Below are 17,707 nucleotides of genomic sequence, written 5' to 3' on the forward strand. Positions count from 1 at the left end.
GCCCATGAAATTTCCTATGCGCATTTATGGCCATTTTCAGGGATTTGACCAGGAAAAGCAGAAGAGCCTGCAACGCGAACTTGATCCGGACGTCTTTGTCTGGCACGGCAATGACCGCCTGGAAGTGGAATACGAAGGCAAATACCTCGACATGGAGCCGGATTTAGATTTGATCGCCTCGGCCCTGGCTGAGCACGGGCAGGGCCATGTGGACAGCATCGACCACGAAAGCTGGATCGTCTCCCGCTACCAGATCCGACCCGGATCATGGACCTGCAAGCAGGTCGATCCGGACGGAACAATGGAAAAATACCACCACGAATAACCCACAAACCCAACAAACCCAATAAACCAACACCCACAAAAAATGCCAATAATACCAACCAATCCCTCCCCAACCGTTGCGGTTGTCGGAGCCGGACTGGCCGGGTGCGAGTGCGCCTGGCAACTGGCCCGCGCCGGCATGGCGGTCCGGCTCTTCGAGATGAAGCCCCTGCGCTTTTCTCCGGCCCATTCCAGTTCCGACCTGGCCGAGCTGGTCTGCTCCAACTCCCTGCGCTCCGATGAACCGGAAGCCGCGGTGGGGCTGCTCAAGCAGGAAATGTCGGAACTGGACAGCCTGGTCATGGCAGCGGCCCGGGCAACCCGCGTTCCCGCGGGCAAGGCCCTGGCCGTGGACCGGGAGCTGTTCGCGCAGTGGATCACGCGACGCATCCAGGATGAACCGCTGATCACCCTGGTCCGTGAGGAAGTCCGATCTTTGGACGATCCACGCCTTGCCGGGGCGGATCTGACGGTCATCGCCGCCGGCCCCCTGGCCGGGGAGGAGTTGGCCGAGGATCTGCGACGTGTCGTGGGAGGGGATCACCTCTATTTTTACGATGCCATTGCGCCCATTGTCGCAGCGGAATCCGTGGACATGTCCATTGCATTCTGGGGGTCGCGCTACAACCCGGACGAGCATGACTATCTGAACTGCCCCCTGGACGAGGAGACCTATCGCCGCTTCCATGCCGAACTGCTGGGCGCACGCAAGGTCGCGGCCCGGGAGTTCGAGAAGACCATCCACTTCGAGGCTTGCCTGCCCATCGAGACCCTGGCCGAGCGCGGGGAGATGACCATGGCCTTCGGCCCCCTCAAGCCGGTTGGGCTGGTTGATCCGCATACCAATGCCCAGCCTTTTGCCGTGGTTCAACTCCGGGCCGAGAACCTGGACAAGACCGCCTTCAACCTGGTGGGCTTCCAGACCAAACTGGCCTACCCGGAGCAGGAACGGATCTTCCGGCTCATTCCCGGCCTGGGTCAGGCTGAATTCCTGCGCCTGGGCAGCATGCACCGCAACACCTACGTCAACGCCCCGCAAACCCTGACGCCCGACCTGGAACTGCGGGTCCGCCCTGGAGTATTCCTGGCCGGCCAGATCACCGGCGTGGAAGGCTATGTCGAATCCGCGGCCTGCGGCCTCTGGCTGGGTCACGCCCTCGTCGCACGCCTGCAGGGACGCTCCCTGACCCCGCCCCCCCGGGAAACCGCCCTGGGAGCCCTCCTCCAACACCTGCAAACGCCAACCAAAAACTTCCAGCCCTCCAACGTCAACTTCGGCCTGATGCCGGAACTCAAGGCCCGAGGGAAAAAGGCAAAACGCAAGGCCATACAGGCCCAGCGCGCCCGGGAGGCATGGCTGACTTGGAAGGAATCCGGATGAGCTGAATCAGGATCCGGGATGAACTTGAATATGGGATGCTCTGAAGGCTTCGGGGGCATGCTTTGAGGAATGACTCGCAGCTTCTTCAAAGCAAATGTAGGTCAGAAAAGGATGTTCTGTTCCGGGCCTGAAAACAGGCATGGCCGTGATGGACAGCCGGACATGCCTGTTCCTTATGGGGTGAAACACATACCTGATCATGGGGCCGACAGACTTGCCGGTTCTCAAGGCCACGACGCCGGGATATTCCGAGGGCGGAACCGGCACCCCCCCTTCGGTCATCATCTTCCAATGCGGATCCACGACTGACATGCCGACCATCTGGTGTGCGGAAAGCCCAAGTATTCGCTCCGCAGCCGGGTTTGCCGAGGCGACGAACCCGTTGGAATCCAGATAGACGACACCGAGCGGCATGGACTTAAACAGGAGACGATATTTCTCCTCGCTCTCCCTGAGTGCCAGTTCGACATGCTTCTGCTCGCTTATGTCGCGAATTGTCCCAAAGTTCCCGATAATATTGCCATCCTGGTCTTTTTGAAAATGGTTTATCTGATGCAGCCAGCGAGTTTTGCCATCTTTCCCAATGATTTGATACTCAAAACAATCAGGCTCTTTTCCCTCTTGAATACTCCTCCACTGTTCCTCCAGAAAGTTCCTTGATTCCGGATGAATCGCTTCCTCAATGAGCCTTGGGTTGTTGTACAGGTCCTGCGGATCGTACCCGATGATACTGGTTGCAGATGAACTGACGTACTCGTAACGACCTTCCATATTATTCATCTTATAGACAAAAAGACTCGCATGATCAGCCAATAGTCGATATCGTTGCTCATTCTCACGCAATGCATTTTCCGCCTGCTTGCGTCTCGTGATTTCCACGAACGAAATTACCACGCCCTCGATTCTGTGGTCCAAAGTGTTATACGGGTGAATGATCATCAAATACCAGTTGCCTGCATGTGTCCGCACCTCCATCTCCCGGGACACACAAGTAGCCATGACCTCCCGGATATCCGCCACCAGGTTGCCATTGCCAACCAGATTTGTGGCAATATGCGCAACGGAACGCCCTATATCCTCCTGGATGAGATTGATGATCTTTGCTGTGGGAGGAGTAAAGCTCATAATGCGGAGCTGCATGTCCACGAACAACGTGCCCACGCCGGTCCCGGCAAACATGTTGTTCATATCGTTATTGACCCTGGTCAGTTTGGCAATTAAAATGTGCAATTGAGTGTTGGTCGACTCCAGCTCTTTCTTTGAGGCCCTCAACAGGTCGTTGGCGTATTGCAGTTCCTGGTTGACGGAAGCCATTTCCTCGAAAGAGGATTTCAGTTCGGCCTTTGTTCGTTGCAGTTCCGTCAAGACATTCCGGTATTTTATCTCCATTTCCTCCAATTGCTGCTGAACAACGGCAACCCAGACTCTGGCCTCCCATTCCATTGAATTATCTACGCCCAAGCCTTCAACATTTTCCGTCTTCAAAAACTTGCTGGATGAATGCTTTCCTGCGTCTTCCAGATCACGCACCGGTTCGACAAGGACCAGGAACAGACGTGATTCGGGGTTTGCAGCAGATTTCGTAACATGTCGGGACAGGAACTCCGTGACAACGGGATGGACCGTCAAATGGACCGTCTTCACGCTGTTGTTCAACTGAACCCTCAACGCGCGGACATGCACGCTTCTCCGATTCAGGTCCGCCTGACGCAGAACTGAAGCCAAATCAACGCGCAATCCCGGGCGGGCCATTTTCAGGATGTTGCTCACGCCGCTCGCACTGCAAACCGGTTCCAGATACCGGCCCATCTGCCCATGAAGATACAACAGGTCGCCCCGTGCGTTGACAAGTGCCCCGGCCAGTGCGGCCTGCCGGAGGATTGTCTGCTCGGTCAGGTCTCTCAAGAGAAATTTTCCGGATGATTCTGACTCTCCCGAAACAGGGATAATCGAACCCGGCTCTGTCGATTCGATTTCGTGTTGATGTGATGGCATAGATGGCGGCTCCTTGCGGACCTTATGACATTCCGGAATCACCACATGATCTTCATCCGTCCTGGATTTTCCGCCGGCAACTATCAGGGTTCTGCTTGCCCGGCACGACTCCCAGTCGGCAACTTGAGCGGCAGGACGACATGCATGGCCGTTCTCTCGCCGAAAACGCTATCCACGCAGATATTGCCGTTCATCAGTTCCAGCAGGCGCCTGACTATGGCCAGGCCAAGGCCGGCGCCCTGAAAACTGCGGGTATACGAGGCATCCACCTGGGAGAACGGCTTGAAGAGATTAGCCAGTTTCTCATCAGGGATGCCGATGCCCGTATCCTCGACCGTGATCAGCACCCGCGGCTTCATGCAGTTGTTCAGGGAAAGGGGCTCCAGGTGGACCTGCACCTTTCCCTTGCTGGTGAATTTGACGGCATTGCCCACCAGATTGAAGAGAATCTGTCGAATCCGCATTTCATCGCCGATGACTCTCCGCGGCAGTGAAGGATCGATGCTCCAGTCCAAATCAATCCCTTTTTCCATGGCCGTGACCGTGAACAGCTCCGAGACGGAGGCCATCAGTTCCGGAATGCTGAACTCCACTTCCCGAACTTCCATTTTTCCCGCCTCGATTTTGGAGATGTCCAGCAGGTCCGTCAGGAGCCGGGCCAGCCGGTCTGAGGATTTCATGGCCAGGGTCACGTACTGTGCCTGTTCCGCATCCAGGTTCGTGGTCTTCATAAGCTGCATCATGCCGATGATACCGTTCAGCGGCGTGCGCAGCTCATGGGACATGTTGGCCAGGAATTCGCTCTTGGCCCTGTTGGCCTCCTCGGCCTGCTCCTTGGCGCGGAACAAGGCTGCTTCAGCCTGCTTGCGCTCGGTAATGTCACGAATGATCATGCTGGCGTTGGACATGCCGTGGCTGTCCTGGAACAAGGCCAGACTCACTTCCGCCGAAAACGGCGATCCATCGTTGCGCAGGAGCGTCCACTCCCCCCGGACCTTGCCCTGTTCGCGCAACTGGTCCAGCAGGCCAGCAAGCACCGGATTCGTCGTTTCCACCAGACCCTCTCGGTCGGCCGTGACAATTTCCGCTTCGCCGCAACCGAACATGGCGCAAGCCGACGGGTTGGCGGAGAAAACCTTGCCGTCGGTGCTGGACAGGATGATGGCATCGAGGCTGTTTTCAAAAAAAGAGCGGTACTTCTGCTCGCTTTCCTGGAGCTGCCGGGTCCGGATCCGGACCTGTCGCCGCAGGGACCAGGACCACAAAAAGAACCCGAGCAACAGGAGAAGCATTGGCACGAGCACCACGAACAGGTTCCGCAACGACTCGACATACGACTGCTCTTCGTAAACGCCCAGCCACTCTTCATGGATCCGCCGATATTCCCCGCTCTCCCGCAAGACCTGCAAGCCCTCGTTGAACTGAGCCAAGAGAGCCGAATGCCCTTTGGGAACGGCATACGCATAGTCCTTGCTCAGGAAGGAGTGCCCGCCCATTTCCAGATTGGTCCATCCCTGGGCATTGATAAAGTGCAGTGCGGCGATCCTGAGAACTATGGCGATGTCGTGCTTTCCTTCGGCAAGCTCCCGCAGCACGTCCTCCTGGGTCTCAACGAGCGTAAGCCGGGATTCCAGCCCCTGCTCCACGAGAATGTCGTGCATGATGTCGCCTTTCTGGACCACGATGCCCTTGTCCGCAAGATCACTGAACGTGGCCGGCGGTTCGCCTTCGCCACGGCGCATCACGCTGACATAGTGATTGACCATGAACGGCAGGGTGAAATCGAACAACCGTTCCCGCTCAACCGAATAGAACATGCTCAGGACATCGATTTCGCCGTACTCGAGCCTTTGAACCATCCCCGCCCACGGCCCGAGACGGATGTCCAGGTCGAAGCCCATCTCGTGAGCTATGGCTCTGGCAAGTTCGATGTTGAATCCGGTCGGGCGGCCGTTGTCATCCAGGAACTCGAAGGGCGGGAAGTTGTGGTCCCCGCCCATCAGGATGCGCCGGTTGGGAGGCAGCTCCAGGGCGGCGAACCACCGGGAATGCAGCCGCCGATGCGTTCCTTCCGCGATGACCAGCGCCAAACCCTCGTTCAACAGGGCCAGCATGGCGCTGTTCCCCTTTTTGACGGCAAAACAGAAATCTTGGCGAAATCCGTGCACGGGAGTGTGGACGATACGCAGATTCTCCAACCCCGCTTCCTGGATCAGGCGCAAGGCCACAAGCCTCTGGATGACCACGGCATCATGACGGCCTTGCGACAGTTCCAGGAGAGCCTGCTGAAAGGTGTCCGTGGTGTGGATCGTGATGCCGCGCTCTTCCCGGCGCAGAAACTCTTCGGCGTTGTCGCCCCGCATCACGGCGACATCCCGCCCCTCGAGATCTTCCAGGCGACGAATATCGTCGTTTTCGTCCCGGACAACGATGGCCCCGTGCAGGGACATGTAGGGGACCGTGAAGTCGAAGATCCGCTCGCGCTCCGGGGTCCGGCCCACCAGGGGCAGGACCTGGACTTCACCCTGTTCGAGCCAGCCCATGACTTCGGCCCATGGCCCGGTCCGGAAGGTGACGTCACGGCCCATGGCCGTCAGGGCGGCCCGCAGCAATTCAACGGAAAATCCGCCGACACGACCGGCTTCGTCGACAATGGAAAAGGGCGGGTAATCGACTTCCGCGGCGGAACGGACGGGCGGCAAATCCTCTGTGAAGGCACTCGCCGGAATGCACAGCACCAACATGACAAGAAGAAGACTCGCCATAACTGCCGCGACCTGGTGAAAGAAGGAACCGTGCTCGGAAAAACTGAGGATGTCGGCTGTCTTTGGAGAACTATGCATTTTTATATTGGATGGTCCGGCCTGGTGGGGTTTTGGCGACATCATTTCATCTTGCCTGAATTTGTTCGGCCATATGTTGTCCGGACCAGTACCAGCATATCCTCAACCGAATCAAGAGCGCGAAAGGTGTTTGCGGGGTTCGCGGCAGATCAGCCCGAACTATGCGTCGCACGCTTGCACTGCATGCGTTGCGGCTCGATGATGCCCTGATCCAACAGCAACCTCATGGTTTCCGCCAATGGCAGACCGACAACATTGGTATACGAGCCTTCGATTCTCTCGACCAGAAAGCCTGCGCGTTCCTGAATGCCGTAGGCGCCGGCCTTGTCCAGCGGTTCGCCGGTGGCGGCATAGGCCGCCAGAACATCCCTGCCGTAGTCGTGCATCCAGACCTTGGTCCGCACGGCAAAGCAGTGCTCGAGTTTCCCTGCATGCAACCGCAGGCAGCATCCCGTGATCACCACATGTTCACGGCCAGCCAGACGTTGCAGCATTTCCACGGCCACGGCGGCATTCTCCGGCTTCCCCAGCACGTCCCCGTCCACGACTACAATGGTGTCCGCGGCCAGAACCACAGCCTCCGGATACGCGACCGCCACCTCCCGGGCCTTGCACCGGGCAGCTTCCATTGCATGCTCCTCCGGACAATCCCCAGCCACGAACATCGGCTCCGGCTCCACGGCTGGATGCACGGCAAAAGAAATCCCCAACCCGACCAGCAACTCCCGGCGCCGCGGCGAACCGGACGCCAGGATCAGCGGTGAAATCGTCTGAAACATCCATATCCCTCCAAAATATTATGGCTCATTATGCGTTTCGGGCAGGTGGACCGACCAAGGTACGGCTGAACACCGATCCATGCCCCAAGAGAAGATTCAGACAAAATTGACAATTTACTTGACCCATGCGAGAAAAACGAAGCTAAGTTCAGCAGATTGAGAAATCCTCCATGATCCCGATCATGGCAACATGAATATTTGAAACGAGGCGCATGATGCCGGTCACCATTTCGGACAATGAACTGGAAACAATCAGGAACACCCTGAGTTCTCAATTTCCGCTTACCAAAATCATTCTTTTTGGTTCCCAGGCCACAGGAGCCGCGGATGAAAAAAGTGATGTTGATCTGCTTGTCATAACCGATATTCAGGGCAAGCGAAGACAAATGATGGTCCAGATGAACAGGCTGCTCGACAATGTGCAACATGCCGTTGATGTTTTGATACTTACTCCAAATGAATATGAAAGTGAAAAAAACATTCCTGGCACCATAGCCAAACACGCAGTCGATCAAGGCCGGATCATTTATGAGCGCCCCTGAGGTTCTCTCCGCTAAATCTCGAAAATGGATCACTTTTGCTGAAGAAGATCTCCGCCTGGCAGAGCATGCATTGCAACTTTCAAGTAGTTGTCCCTATCGATTGATAGCATATCATGCTCAGCAATGTGCAGAGAAATGCATCAAGGCTTATCTCGTCTTCCACAACATTGACTTTCCGTATACCCATAATATCAGAAAATTGTTACAGCTCTGCGGCGAAGACATTTTTTCCGTACTACATGAAGCGGAACAACTGACGCCCTTCGCCGTAACGACACGCTATCCCGGCATTGATGACGAAGTTACAAAGTCAGAGGCATTATTTGCTCTGGAACTTGCAAAAAAGGTAAGAAAACATCTTGTAAAAGTCTTGGCTGAAAAATTGCCTTAACCCCATCCATCAAACCGCTCGCTCACCCTCACGCCCATAAACCGCTTCCCTGCACGGCTTCCAGCGGCGCAAGCAGCGCCTGTCTCAGCGTCTCGTCCAGGGTCGGATGGGCGAAGATCATTTGTTCCGACTGCTCTTTTGTCCAGCCCTGATCGACCATGATCGTTGCAGCGGCCGTCAGATGCAAGACGCCGTGGCCCACGGCGCTGATCCCGATCACCTTCGGGCCGCTCCACAGGACCTTGACCAAGCCATGGGGCGCGCCCGCGGCCTGGGCTACCGGGTTGGCGGCCAGCATTGCTCGGGACACCGTGCATTCCAGACCGCTGCGCACCGCCTCATCAGGTGTCGGCCCGACCCGGAAGACCTCGGGATCGCCGTACATGCAAAAAGGGATCGCGCCCGGCGCATATGGCCTTTGGACCGCTCCCGCGGCATGCCGGGCCGCGAATCGGCCTTGGTCCTCGGCGGCGTGGGCCAGCAGAACGCGGCCGTTGCAGTCTCCCACCGCGTAGATCCGTTCGGTCAGCCGCAGGTGGGCATCCGTCTCCAGCCTTGTCGCGGCGCCGGCATGCCCCGGTATTGCCTTCTCAAGACCGGGAAAACGGTTGTTGGGCCTGCGGCCCACGGCCACAAGCACCTTGCGGGCATCCAGATGCCGCTCCCCGCTCAGCTGAATCCGGACCAGGTCTTCCCCCCGCTCCAGCCCGGTAACGGCCGTACCTGCCAGGACGTCCATGCCCAGCCGTTTGAGCATGGAGGCCAGCTGCGCGCAGATCTCCGGGTCCTCCGAAGGCGCGATGCGTTCCATCGCCTCGATCAAGGTGATTCTGGAGCCCATGCGCTGAAAGAACTGGGCCATTTCCAGGCCGATGGCCCCGGCCCCGACCACGGCCAGTGTTTTGGGAACCTGCTCCAGGTCCAGGACATGATAGGAGGTGAGCACGTTTTTTCCGTCCGGCTGCAACAGCGGCGGCCAGCTCGGAACCGAGCCCAGGGCCAGGATCAGGCGCTGAAAGCGGATTCGGGTTTCACCCTGGTCGACGGTGTGGATCAGAACATGCTCCGGATCATGCAACTCGGCCCGCCCCATGACCAGCCGCACGCCCGCGGCCTGCAGGGTCTTGATCATGGCCTGTCTGGTGGCATTCAACAGCGAGGTCTTGCGCTTCTGCAACGCGGCCATGTCCACGGCGAAATCACCCGCACCCAGTCGCAGCCGGGACTGGGCCCGGATCTCGGCAATGGCCTGGGTGGCTCCGAGAAAAAGTTTCGTGGGGATGCACCCCCAGTTCAGGCAGGTTCCCCCCAGCAGGTTCTTCTCCACCAGCACCACGTCCCGCCCCAGCGAAGCAGCCTCCAAAGCCGCGGCATACCCGGCCGGCCCGGCGCCGACCACAAGAAGATCGCAAGATTCAGCCATACAGACTCCATGAAATTATTTGTTCATCCGGTTGAACGTATTTTTGGCATTGAACCGCCCGCTCCGCTCAAACCTTGAAGAACTCCCGATACCAGTCCACGAACCGTTGGATGCCCACACGGACCGGGGTGTTCGGCTTGTAGTCCAGATCCTCGGCCAAGTCTGTGGTGTCCGCCCAGGTGGCCGGCACGTCGCCGGGCTGCAGGGGGAGGAGATTCATCCGGGCCTTTTTGCCCAGGGATTCCTCCAACGCCTCGATGAACTCCATCAGTTCCACCTTTTCGGAATTGCCGATGTTGTAGACCTTCCAGGGCGCGGGCGAGGACGATGGGTCCGGAGACTTCCCGTTCCATTCCGGATTGCCCTGGGGAGCATGGTGGATCACCCGGACGACCCCTTCCACGATGTCGTCCACATAGGTGAAATCACGTTGCATCCGGCCGTGGTTGAACACGTCGATGGGCCGGTCTTCGAGAATGGCTTTGGTGAACAGAAACAGCGCCATGTCCGGTCGCCCCCACGGCCCGTACACGGTGAAGAAGCGCAGCCCCGTGCAGGGCAGGCCGTAAAGGTAGCTGTAGGTGTGGGCCATGAGTTCGTTGGACTTCTTGCTGGCCGCGTACAGGCTGATGGGATGGTCCACGTTGTGGCGTACGGAAAAGGGCATGGTCTGATTCAGGCCATACACGGAAGAGCTGGATGCAAAGGCAAAATGGGCCACGGGATGATGGCGGCAGGCTTCGAGCAGATTCAGGAAGGCCACGAAATTGCTCTGCATGTAGGCATGGGGATTGGTCAGACTATAGCGCACTCCCGCTTGGGCCGCGTAGTGCATCACCCGGTCAAACTTCTCCCTAGCGAAAAGATTCATCACTTCGGCGGCATTTTCCAGTTCCAGGCGTACGAAACGGTATCCGGGATGTTTTGCACTCTGCACCGGCTGGTTCATGGCAATACGTGCCGGATCGATTCCCGAATGCTCCAGCCTCCCGTACTTGACCCGAACATCATAATAGTCGTTGATATTATCCAGCCCCACCACCTCATGCCCCTGCTCAAGCAGGCGCAGAACCGTATGGAAGCCGATGAACCCGGCGGCCCCGGTAATCAATATTTTCATGACCCTGCTCCGTATGACGTGAATGATGGCAACAACATACAACCCCATCCAAACTTCCGTTCGTTCCTACCCCCTCTTCGCCCCCCTGTCACCCAAGCCTCTCCCCACCTGCTTCCTGTATTCCGTCTCCCTGTCTTTGCATATGGATAATTTATCTTTATCGAAATCGAAATCGAAATCGAGCATCATATCGAGCTTGGCGAAATCACGGAGATGATGAAAATAATCGACTACGATTTCGATTTCGATTGCGATTTCGATTAATAATACTGATGCGAGTGCGGAGATCATCAGGGACGAAGTTGTCCTGCTGTCTTCCAGCCAAGGGCTTGCCATGCCGCCGAGGGATGAGTATTTGCCCTCATCATTATGAACAAAAATCTCATCATCGTTGAATCACCGGCCAAGGTGAAGACCATCAAGAAGTTCCTTGGCCCAGGCTATGAGGTCGGCTCTTCCGTCGGGCACGTGCGTGATCTGCCAAAAAAGGTTCTGGGCGTGGACGAGGAAGCGGATTTCGCTCCGGACTACGAGATCATTCCCGGCAAGCAGAAGGTAGTCTCCCAGCTCAAGAAGCTGGCCGCTCAGGCGGATCAGATTTATCTCGCGCCGGACCCGGATCGGGAGGGCGAGGCCATTGCCTGGCACGTGGCCGAGCTGATCAAGGACGCCAATCCGCGCATCAAGCGCATCCAGTTCAACGAGATCACCCCGCGGGCAGTGCGTGAGGCCCTGGAACATCCCCGGACCCTGAACCTGGACCTGTTCAATGCCCAGCAGGCCCGCCGGGTTCTGGACCGGCTGGTGGGCTACAAGCTCTCCCCTTTGCTCTGGCAGAAGGTCAAGCGCGGCATCTCCGCCGGCCGGGTTCAGTCCGTGGCCCTGCGGCTGATCGTGGACCGGGAGCGGGAGCGCCAGATTTTCGAGCCCAAGGAATACTGGGTCTTCAAGGTCAAGCTGGAAACCGACTCCGGGGTCGTGATCGAGGCCGACCTGTGGAAGGTTTCCGGCAAGAAGCCGGACATCGGCTCCGCGGAACAGGCCCGGGAACTGGAAGTGGCGGTTACCAACGCATCCTTTATTGTCGAGTCCGTGGATGAAAAGGAGCGCCAGCGCCAGTCCGGTCCGCCCTTCATTACTTCCACCCTGCAGCAGGAAGCCAGCCGGCGCTTTTCCTATCCGGCCAAGCGGACCATGTCCCTGGCCCAGCGCCTCTACGAGGGCGTGGAACTCGGCGACCGGGGAATCCAGGCCCTGATCACCTACATGCGGACCGACTCGGTGCGCATTTCTCCGGACGCCATCAAGGAAGTCCGGGAGCTGATCTTGAACAAATACGGCCCGGACTACTGCCCCGAACAGGAGCGATATTTCAAGTCCCGCAAGTCTGCCCAGGAGGCCCACGAAGCCATCCGCCCCGTGGACGTGACCATCACTCCGGAAATGGTGCAATCCTATCTTCCCAGGGACATGTATCAGCTCTACAAGCTGATCTGGTCGCGCTTCGTGGCCTCGCAGATGACACCGGCCCGGTTCTGGGACACCACGGTCACCGTGGCCGCGGACCAGACCCAGTGGCGGGTCAAGGGCGAGCGGCTGATCTTTCCCGGCTACCTCACGGTTTACGGCGGAGCCGAGGCCGAGAAGAGTCAGGAACTGCCGCCGCTGACTCCGGAACAGCGCCTCGCCCTACAGGAAGTGCTCAAGGAGCAGAAATTCACGCAGCCTCCGCCGCGCTACAGCGAGGCCTCCCTGATCCGCGAGTTGGAGGAGAAGGGCATCGGCCGCCCCTCCACCTATGCCCAGATCATCTCGACCCTGCTGGACCGGGAGTACGTGACCCAGGTGGAGCGCCAGTTCATTCCCATGGAACTTGGTTACGTGGTCACCGACCAGCTTGCCGAGCATTTCACCCGGCTCATGGATGTGGATTTCACGGCCCAGATGGAGGAGTCCCTGGACCAGGTGGCCGAAGGACGGCAGGACTGGGTCCAGTTGATGCGCAACTTCACCGGGGATTTTTATCCCGTGCTGGACAAGGCCAAAAAGGACATGGCCGCGGTCAAGGGCGGCATCGACGCCAGCATGCCCTGCCCGGACTGCACCAAGCCCCTGATGGTCAAGTTCGGCAAGGCCGGCGCCTTCCTGGCCTGTTCCGGCTATCCCGACTGCTCGTTCACCGGCAACTTCACCCGGGACGACAGCGGCAAGATCAAGACCATCGAGAAGCTGCCCAAGGAAGAACTGGTCAAGGTGGGCACCTGTCCGGACTGCGGCGGCGACGTGGTGCTCAAGAAGGCGCGAACCGGAAGCCGCTTCTACGCCTGCGCGGCCTACCCCAAGTGCAAGTACACAAAGTCCTATTCCACGGGCGTGCCCTGCCCCGCCGAAGGCTGCACCGGCGATCTGGTGGAGCGCAGTTCCCGGTTCGGCAAGATGTTCTTTTCCTGTAGCCGCTATCCGGAATGCACCACGGCCCTGCCCGCACCTCCCGTGGCCCAGCCCTGCCCCAAGTGCGACTTTCCGATCATGCTGCGCCGGTACACGGAGAAACGCGGCAACTACCTCTCCTGCCCGGTCAAGGAATGCCGCCACTTCATCCAGGTGGCAGAAGCTCCCGAAGAGACGGAAGGACCGCTCCCGGACTTTTCCGAACCCACGCCGGTAAAGGAAAAGCCAGCCAAAAAGACTCCCGCGGCCAAGTCAAAAACAACTGCCAAGTCCACAACGACCAAGGCGGCCAAAACCGCAAAAGCCAAGCCCAAAGCGACCAGAAAGAGCAAGACAGCCGCGGAACCGGATAAGGCGGAATAGGGTTTCAGGCATCGGCAGAGTACTTTACCAAGCCCTAAACAGTCGCAGATGTATTTTGACAAACGGATAGGGCCGAGGATATCCATGGGATATCCTTTTCAAGGAGGCAAAATATGCTGACAAAAGTACAGAAATGGGGAAATAGTCAGGGTTTGCGTCTGCCAAAAAATGTACTTGATGATGTTCAGATCAACGTAGGTGATGAAGTTGACGTTTCCGTAAAAGATAATGTCATCGTCATTTCTCCCGTGAGATCAATTCGCGGGAAATACCGCATCGAAGATCTGGTGTCGCAAATTCCGGAGGATAGCAAGCCTCAGGAAACATTCTGGGGGGAGCCTGTCGGCAAGGAGACTTGGTAAATTGTCTCCTCATGTGCCCAGACAAGGCGATTTCATTGCCCTTACTTTTGATCCGCAGTCAGGTCATGAACAAAAGGGGCGACGGTCGGCCCTTGTTGTCAGCAAAGAGACGTTCAATCGCAGCACCGGATTAGCCATCGTCTGCCCACTGACGAATACAAAACGCAACCCCTATCCCTTCCATGTTCCCATTCCGACGAACTGCATGCTGACCGGCTTCATCATGGTTGAACAGGTCAAGTCAGTAGATTTTCGATCCAGATCTGCAAGGTTTATCGAAAAAGCTCCCAATGAAGTATTGACGGAAGTCCTGGCTATTCTGGATGCATGCATCTACTGAGTTGATATCAAGCCAAGCTCCGCGAGTCTTTTTTTTTCTCACCGGCGTGCCGTGCAAGCTGTGCTGTCAAAAAATCCACCTCATCGTCCCTGTGTCTGAAGCATTCAGGTCCTATGTTCCGGCCAACCACACTGGATGCACCAGAATACTTTTCTTGCGAAAGCTGAACCGAGATCCTCTTGCCTGGGACCATCATACAGTTGCCTTGAATCTGCAATTTGATCGGAATCAAAAGATAGTCGATTGTAAACGCATGTCCTTCACTCTCCCGCTTCCACCAAAGCCCGCTCCAGAGCCTTGGGCAGGAAGGGCAGCAGATCGGCAATTCCATGGGCTGGAGACGGCTGGGCGTACAGGCCGAGGTAGCGATTGGCCAGGGCCGACGTACGGCAGGCCTTGGTCATCTCCTGACCCGAAGCCAGCAGGGCCGTGACCAGACCGGTCAGGCTGTCTCCTGTGCCGCCGATGGGTTCCATGGCCGGTACGTCCGGGGCATCGATTTCGGCGACAATCTTCCCTGCGGCGACAACATAATCCCGCTTGCCCTTGACCAGCAGGTGCCTGGCCGCATTTTCTCCGGCATAGGCCAGCCCGATCAGCTCCGGCACCCGCTCCTCTTCCTGGAGCAGAAAGCCCCGGGTATAGAACGGATGCGGCGCCGCCTCGTCGGCCAGAAAGGCCATCTCCCCGGCATCCGGGGTGAACAGATCGTAATGCCCGGCGAATCCGCTCATCTTGGCTGCGTACATGAACCCGGCGTCCGCGACCAGAAGAGGAGCGGGAGACAGCGCTTCCAGCCCCCACAGAACCTGATTGTGCCAGTAGATGTCCGGGAGCAGATAATGGAACGTGATCCCTTTTCCCGCGGCACGTTCCACATTCTCCGCCAGGTGCTGGTACAACGCACGACTGCCGTCGCCCGTGCCGACATCGCCTGCCAGCAGCGCTTCCGGCGTTTCCATGCCCAGCACTTCCGCGCAGACCGCGGCCACAGCCATCAAGGCCGGTGTGCCCCGGGCCACGTTCACCCTCTGCCCGCCGATTTCGAGCACGTTGTCTTGCAGCCGGTACTCCCCCCAGACCAGCGGGAAGTCGGCCCGGGGCACGCTGCCTGCGATCAACCAGGACATTGGCGGCGCATCTCATTGAAAGCAAGTTGCAGGGAGTACCCGCACAAGGTCCGGCCCAGGGAGCGCGGCTCGGGCGCGTCCTCCAGGGTCTTTCCCACGATCATTTCCGCGAGGTAGGGCACATCCGGGCATCCGCCGCCGGAGACGTTCACGATCCGGCGATCCCTCTTGTCCAGGGTGATCTTCATGTTCGCTGCCCGAACCATCAGATGGTCCCCGAAATCCTTGACGTGGTAGAGGGAAACCGGCTCCAGCAGATGATCCTGGGCCGCGGCCACGCGCAACGGGCCGAGGCCTGCCTCCTCCAGAAGCCCGCGGATTCGCATCTCCTGGAGCAATGGAAACTCGATCACCATGTCGCAGCCTTGGCGCAAATCCGGTGGCGGGCCTTTCACCGCAACCTCGAATCCGGCCTCCTTGAGCAGGGTTTCGGCGCGGATCACCTCGGCGGTGCTGTGGTACAGCAACAGCCCTTTCTCCGAGACGCCGCGCTCCTTTTTCTTTTTTGTAATCCCGTGGAAAAATTTCTTAAGATAATTCATTGTTTTTGCAAAATCAGACGAAAGTCGCCCTCCGGCTCTTCATTAACCTCGACACCCCAGCCTTTGCCGCGAGCTGCCCGGCCGACATTTTCCCGGCTGGCTTCATTGTCCACCAGCACTTCCAATGCTCCGCTCCCGGCCTTGTCCATGGCGTTGACCGCCAGGAGCACCGGCTGGGGACAGGAAAAACCACGTGCGTCAATTACTTGCGTCATGATCCGACATCCTCCTTCAGGATCGCTTGCAGTTGGATACACCGATGAACAACAGAACTGCAAATCCAATAATCACCGCGGCCATGCCGTTGGGACCGATCCCCGCCGGTGAACTGGCCAAGCCGAAATTATGGGCCACAGCTGCGCCCACGATCAGCCCCAGGGCAAAGATCCCGGCATCGCTGTTGCCTTCGCCGGACATGAACAGCTGGCGGCCGGGACATCCTCCCGCCAGGGCAAAGGCCAAACCGGCCACGGCCATGCCGGCGAAATTCCAGTACCATTGGGTATGAGCCACGGGCTGTCCTTCAAAGCCCGGATTGAACTGACCCAGAAACAGATTAGCGACCCAGGCCGCGACAAGCAGGGCGATGAGACCGAACATCAGGTACCACTGCCGGAACAGCAGCACGTCGCGGATGGCGCCCATGGTACAAAACCGGCTACGTTGGGCCAAAAAGCCGATCCCCAGGCCCGCGCCCATGGCCAGTGCAAAGGGCGCATATGCCGCTCCGGGTCCGCTGAGGGAATACCAGAGCACGCCGCTTTGCGCTTCGCCGTCAATGGGCGGATAGATCAGGCGCAGCGCCAGCAGTCCGACCATGACCAGAGGCAGCATCAACCCCGCGCTCCAGCTCTGGATCTGGCTACGGCCCAGATTGAAGCCCTGCTTGAAGAACAGCGTCCCGATCCAGACCCCGGCCGCCAACCCGGCCAGGCCGAACAGGGCATTGCCGTCGCCGCCGGCCAGTCGCAGGATAGCCCGCCAGGGACAGCCCAGAAAGACCAGGGCGCCGATCATGGCGATCATGCCCAGCACGAATCTGGTCAACGGCGCGGATCCGCCTGTGGGCTTGAATTCCTTGAACATCAGCGCTGCTCCAAAGGAACCCAGGACAAACCCCAGAATTTCGGGCCGCAGGTACTGCACCACCGCGGCCCGGTGCATGCCGACGGACCCGGCGATATCGCGCCCGAAGCAGGCAACGCAAATGCCCATGTTCGCCGGGTTGCCCATGTTTTGCAGAAAAGAGGCCAGCACGCCGATGACCGAGCCCACGGCAATGATGCCGATGGTCGTGGCAAAAATGTTCTTCACAGCCCGAGACATGCATCTACTCCTTTGTACTGGTTGAAGGTCGAAGTGACGTTGTCATGTTTTCGCAATTTCCGCACAAAACGGCATGTATTGTTGCACCGCTACGCTCCGTTCTCCGGCGCGGCCTCGAGCGGGCAGGGCAGTTCATCCGGCCGATATGTATGCGCAGCCTTGCAGTATGGGCAGGGTACGGTGACCGTTCCGGACAGACGCCTTTCCCCCTCCGCGGAACCTTCCACGCGCAGATCCCGGCCAACGCTCCACTGCTCGGACCAGAATCCGGAAGCCAGAACGGGACAGGTGAAGTAGAGTTGCATTGCGTTGGTTGCCGTTTTACTTGAGCTGTTACGAAACCAGGACGTATTGCTGAAACATCATTGAACTTGTCGCGACATTTCATATCCCAC

The 17,707-nt window shown here is 58.2% G+C and carries 18 protein-coding genes; 7 read left to right on the top strand and 11 right to left on the bottom strand.

Features of this window, described 5'->3' with window-relative positions:
- Window positions 1-4 precede the first annotated feature (4 nt).
- Together ACYQ15_RS09600 and trmFO are read left to right on the top strand one after the other, a co-directional pair.
- Window positions 5-325, top strand: a complete 321-nt coding sequence (locus tag ACYQ15_RS09600) for a hypothetical protein (protein ID WP_459937291.1) — start codon at window positions 5-7, stop codon at window positions 323-325.
- 42 nt (window positions 326-367) lie between these two features.
- Entirely contained in the window at window positions 368-1,705 is a 1,338-nt protein-coding gene (trmFO, locus tag ACYQ15_RS09605; protein ID WP_459937292.1) for a methylenetetrahydrofolate--tRNA-(uracil(54)-C(5))-methyltransferase (FADH(2)-oxidizing) TrmFO, read from the top strand.
- Between the two features lie 6 nt (window positions 1,706-1,711).
- Here the strand turns inward: trmFO and ACYQ15_RS09610 are convergent, their stop codons facing one another.
- The 3 genes from ACYQ15_RS09610 to ACYQ15_RS09620 all read right to left on the bottom strand — a co-directional run bounded on the left by ACYQ15_RS09610 (window position 1,712) and on the right by ACYQ15_RS09620 (window position 7,322).
- On the bottom strand, window positions 1,712-3,019 hold the full coding sequence (locus tag ACYQ15_RS09610) for a PAS domain S-box protein (RefSeq protein ID WP_459937293.1): 1,308 nt from the start codon (window positions 3,017-3,019) through the stop codon (window positions 1,712-1,714).
- Window positions 3,020-3,783: 764 nt separating this feature from the next.
- The gene (locus tag ACYQ15_RS09615; RefSeq protein WP_459937294.1) at window positions 3,784-6,543 is read right to left on the bottom strand and encodes a transporter substrate-binding domain-containing protein; all 2,760 of its coding nucleotides are present in this window, start codon (window positions 6,541-6,543) and stop codon (window positions 3,784-3,786) included.
- Between the two features lie 149 nt (window positions 6,544-6,692).
- A complete protein-coding gene (locus ACYQ15_RS09620; protein WP_459937295.1) occupies window positions 6,693-7,322 on the bottom strand; it encodes a Maf family protein in 630 nt (209 codons plus the stop codon).
- Window positions 7,323-7,534: 212 nt separating this feature from the next.
- Between ACYQ15_RS09620 and ACYQ15_RS09625 the strand changes: the two genes are divergently transcribed.
- A complete protein-coding gene (locus ACYQ15_RS09625; protein ID WP_459937296.1) occupies window positions 7,535-7,864 on the top strand; it encodes a nucleotidyltransferase domain-containing protein in 330 nt (109 codons plus the stop codon).
- Window positions 7,851-8,255, top strand: coding sequence for a HEPN domain-containing protein (locus tag ACYQ15_RS09630; protein ID WP_459937297.1), 405 nt, complete (start codon window positions 7,851-7,853; stop codon window positions 8,253-8,255). Before ACYQ15_RS09625 ends, ACYQ15_RS09630 begins: the two co-directional genes overlap by 14 nt.
- Before the next feature lie 28 nt (window positions 8,256-8,283).
- Here the strand turns inward: ACYQ15_RS09630 and ACYQ15_RS09635 are convergent, their stop codons facing one another.
- The 3 genes from ACYQ15_RS09635 to ACYQ15_RS09645 all read right to left on the bottom strand — a co-directional run bounded on the left by ACYQ15_RS09635 (window position 8,284) and on the right by ACYQ15_RS09645 (window position 11,089).
- A complete protein-coding gene (locus tag ACYQ15_RS09635; RefSeq protein ID WP_459937298.1) occupies window positions 8,284-9,678 on the bottom strand; it encodes a dihydrolipoyl dehydrogenase family protein in 1,395 nt (464 codons plus the stop codon).
- 67 nt (window positions 9,679-9,745) lie between these two features.
- Window positions 9,746-10,798 carry an NAD-dependent epimerase gene (locus tag ACYQ15_RS09640; RefSeq protein WP_459937299.1) on the bottom strand — a complete coding sequence of 351 codons (1,053 nt, stop codon included), beginning with the start codon at window positions 10,796-10,798 and terminating at the stop codon, window positions 9,746-9,748.
- Window positions 10,799-10,864: 66 nt separating this feature from the next.
- Window positions 10,865-11,089, bottom strand: coding sequence for a hypothetical protein (locus tag ACYQ15_RS09645; protein WP_459937300.1), 225 nt, complete (start codon window positions 11,087-11,089; stop codon window positions 10,865-10,867).
- Window positions 11,090-11,167: 78 nt separating this feature from the next.
- Here ACYQ15_RS09645 and topA point away from each other — a divergent pair, with 78 nt between their 5' ends.
- The 3 genes from topA to ACYQ15_RS09660 all read left to right on the top strand — a co-directional run bounded on the left by topA (window position 11,168) and on the right by ACYQ15_RS09660 (window position 14,314).
- Window positions 11,168-13,612, top strand: a complete 2,445-nt coding sequence (gene topA, locus ACYQ15_RS09650) for a type I DNA topoisomerase (RefSeq protein ID WP_459937301.1) — start codon at window positions 11,168-11,170, stop codon at window positions 13,610-13,612.
- A gap of 113 nt (window positions 13,613-13,725) precedes the next feature.
- The gene (locus ACYQ15_RS09655; protein WP_459937302.1) at window positions 13,726-13,974 is read left to right on the top strand and encodes an AbrB/MazE/SpoVT family DNA-binding domain-containing protein; all 249 of its coding nucleotides are present in this window, start codon (window positions 13,726-13,728) and stop codon (window positions 13,972-13,974) included.
- A 1-nt stretch (window position 13,975) separates the two neighbouring features.
- Window positions 13,976-14,314, top strand: a complete 339-nt coding sequence (locus ACYQ15_RS09660) for a type II toxin-antitoxin system PemK/MazF family toxin (RefSeq protein WP_459937303.1) — start codon at window positions 13,976-13,978, stop codon at window positions 14,312-14,314.
- A gap of 260 nt (window positions 14,315-14,574) precedes the next feature.
- Here the strand turns inward: ACYQ15_RS09660 and ACYQ15_RS09665 are convergent, their stop codons facing one another.
- The 5 genes from ACYQ15_RS09665 to ACYQ15_RS09685 form a co-directional block, all read right to left on the bottom strand.
- Entirely contained in the window at window positions 14,575-15,444 is an 870-nt protein-coding gene (locus ACYQ15_RS09665; RefSeq protein ID WP_459937304.1) for an NAD(P)H-hydrate dehydratase, read from the bottom strand.
- Complete coding sequence (locus tag ACYQ15_RS09670) at window positions 15,432-15,986, bottom strand: putative Se/S carrier protein (RefSeq protein WP_459937305.1); 555 nt, start codon at window positions 15,984-15,986, stop codon at window positions 15,432-15,434. Before ACYQ15_RS09670 ends, ACYQ15_RS09665 begins: the two co-directional genes overlap by 13 nt.
- A complete protein-coding gene (locus tag ACYQ15_RS09675) occupies window positions 15,983-16,201 on the bottom strand; it encodes a sulfurtransferase TusA family protein (protein ID WP_459937306.1) in 219 nt (72 codons plus the stop codon). The genes ACYQ15_RS09670 and ACYQ15_RS09675 overlap by 4 nt, the downstream gene beginning before the upstream one ends.
- Before the next feature lie 16 nt (window positions 16,202-16,217).
- Window positions 16,218-17,312, bottom strand: a complete 1,095-nt coding sequence (gene yedE / locus ACYQ15_RS09680; RefSeq protein ID WP_459937307.1) for a YedE family putative selenium transporter — start codon at window positions 17,310-17,312, stop codon at window positions 16,218-16,220.
- Window positions 17,313-17,401: 89 nt separating this feature from the next.
- A complete protein-coding gene (locus ACYQ15_RS09685) occupies window positions 17,402-17,617 on the bottom strand; it encodes a hypothetical protein (protein ID WP_459937308.1) in 216 nt (71 codons plus the stop codon).
- Window positions 17,618-17,707: the final 90 nt, after the last annotated feature.

The sequence above is a fragment of the Desulfonatronum parangueonense genome, from assembly GCF_054656975.1.

Excerpts from the sequence above, each read along its gene's own strand:
- ACYQ15_RS09640 (WP_459937299.1), bottom strand. The coding sequence starts at position 10,798 with ATGAAAATATTGATTACCGGGGCCGCCGGGTTCATCGGCTTCCATACG.
- ACYQ15_RS09610 (WP_459937293.1), bottom strand. The coding sequence starts at position 3,019 with ATGGCTTCCGTCAACCAGGAACTGCAATACGCCAACGACCTGTTGAGG.
- ACYQ15_RS09600 (WP_459937291.1), top strand. The coding sequence starts at position 5 with ATGAAATTTCCTATGCGCATTTATGGCCATTTTCAGGGATTTGACCAG.
- ACYQ15_RS09620 (WP_459937295.1), bottom strand. The coding sequence starts at position 7,322 with ATGTTTCAGACGATTTCACCGCTGATCCTGGCGTCCGGTTCGCCGCGG.
- ACYQ15_RS09625 (WP_459937296.1), top strand. The coding sequence starts at position 7,535 with ATGATGCCGGTCACCATTTCGGACAATGAACTGGAAACAATCAGGAAC.
- yedE (WP_459937307.1), bottom strand. The coding sequence starts at position 17,312 with ATGTCTCGGGCTGTGAAGAACATTTTTGCCACGACCATCGGCATCATT.
- ACYQ15_RS09630 (WP_459937297.1), top strand. The coding sequence starts at position 7,851 with ATGAGCGCCCCTGAGGTTCTCTCCGCTAAATCTCGAAAATGGATCACT.
- ACYQ15_RS09665 (WP_459937304.1), bottom strand. The coding sequence starts at position 15,444 with ATGTCCTGGTTGATCGCAGGCAGCGTGCCCCGGGCCGACTTCCCGCTG.
- ACYQ15_RS09670 (WP_459937305.1), bottom strand. The coding sequence starts at position 15,986 with ATGAATTATCTTAAGAAATTTTTCCACGGGATTACAAAAAAGAAAAAG.
- topA (WP_459937301.1), top strand. The coding sequence starts at position 11,168 with ATGAACAAAAATCTCATCATCGTTGAATCACCGGCCAAGGTGAAGACC.
- ACYQ15_RS09675 (WP_459937306.1), bottom strand. The coding sequence starts at position 16,201 with ATGACGCAAGTAATTGACGCACGTGGTTTTTCCTGTCCCCAGCCGGTG.
- ACYQ15_RS09685 (WP_459937308.1), bottom strand. The coding sequence starts at position 17,617 with ATGCAACTCTACTTCACCTGTCCCGTTCTGGCTTCCGGATTCTGGTCC.
- ACYQ15_RS09615 (WP_459937294.1), bottom strand. The coding sequence starts at position 6,543 with ATGCATAGTTCTCCAAAGACAGCCGACATCCTCAGTTTTTCCGAGCAC.
- ACYQ15_RS09635 (WP_459937298.1), bottom strand. The coding sequence starts at position 9,678 with ATGGCTGAATCTTGCGATCTTCTTGTGGTCGGCGCCGGGCCGGCCGGG.
- trmFO (WP_459937292.1), top strand. The coding sequence starts at position 368 with ATGCCAATAATACCAACCAATCCCTCCCCAACCGTTGCGGTTGTCGGA.
- ACYQ15_RS09645 (WP_459937300.1), bottom strand. The coding sequence starts at position 11,089 with ATGATCTCCGCACTCGCATCAGTATTATTAATCGAAATCGCAATCGAA.
- ACYQ15_RS09655 (WP_459937302.1), top strand. The coding sequence starts at position 13,726 with ATGCTGACAAAAGTACAGAAATGGGGAAATAGTCAGGGTTTGCGTCTG.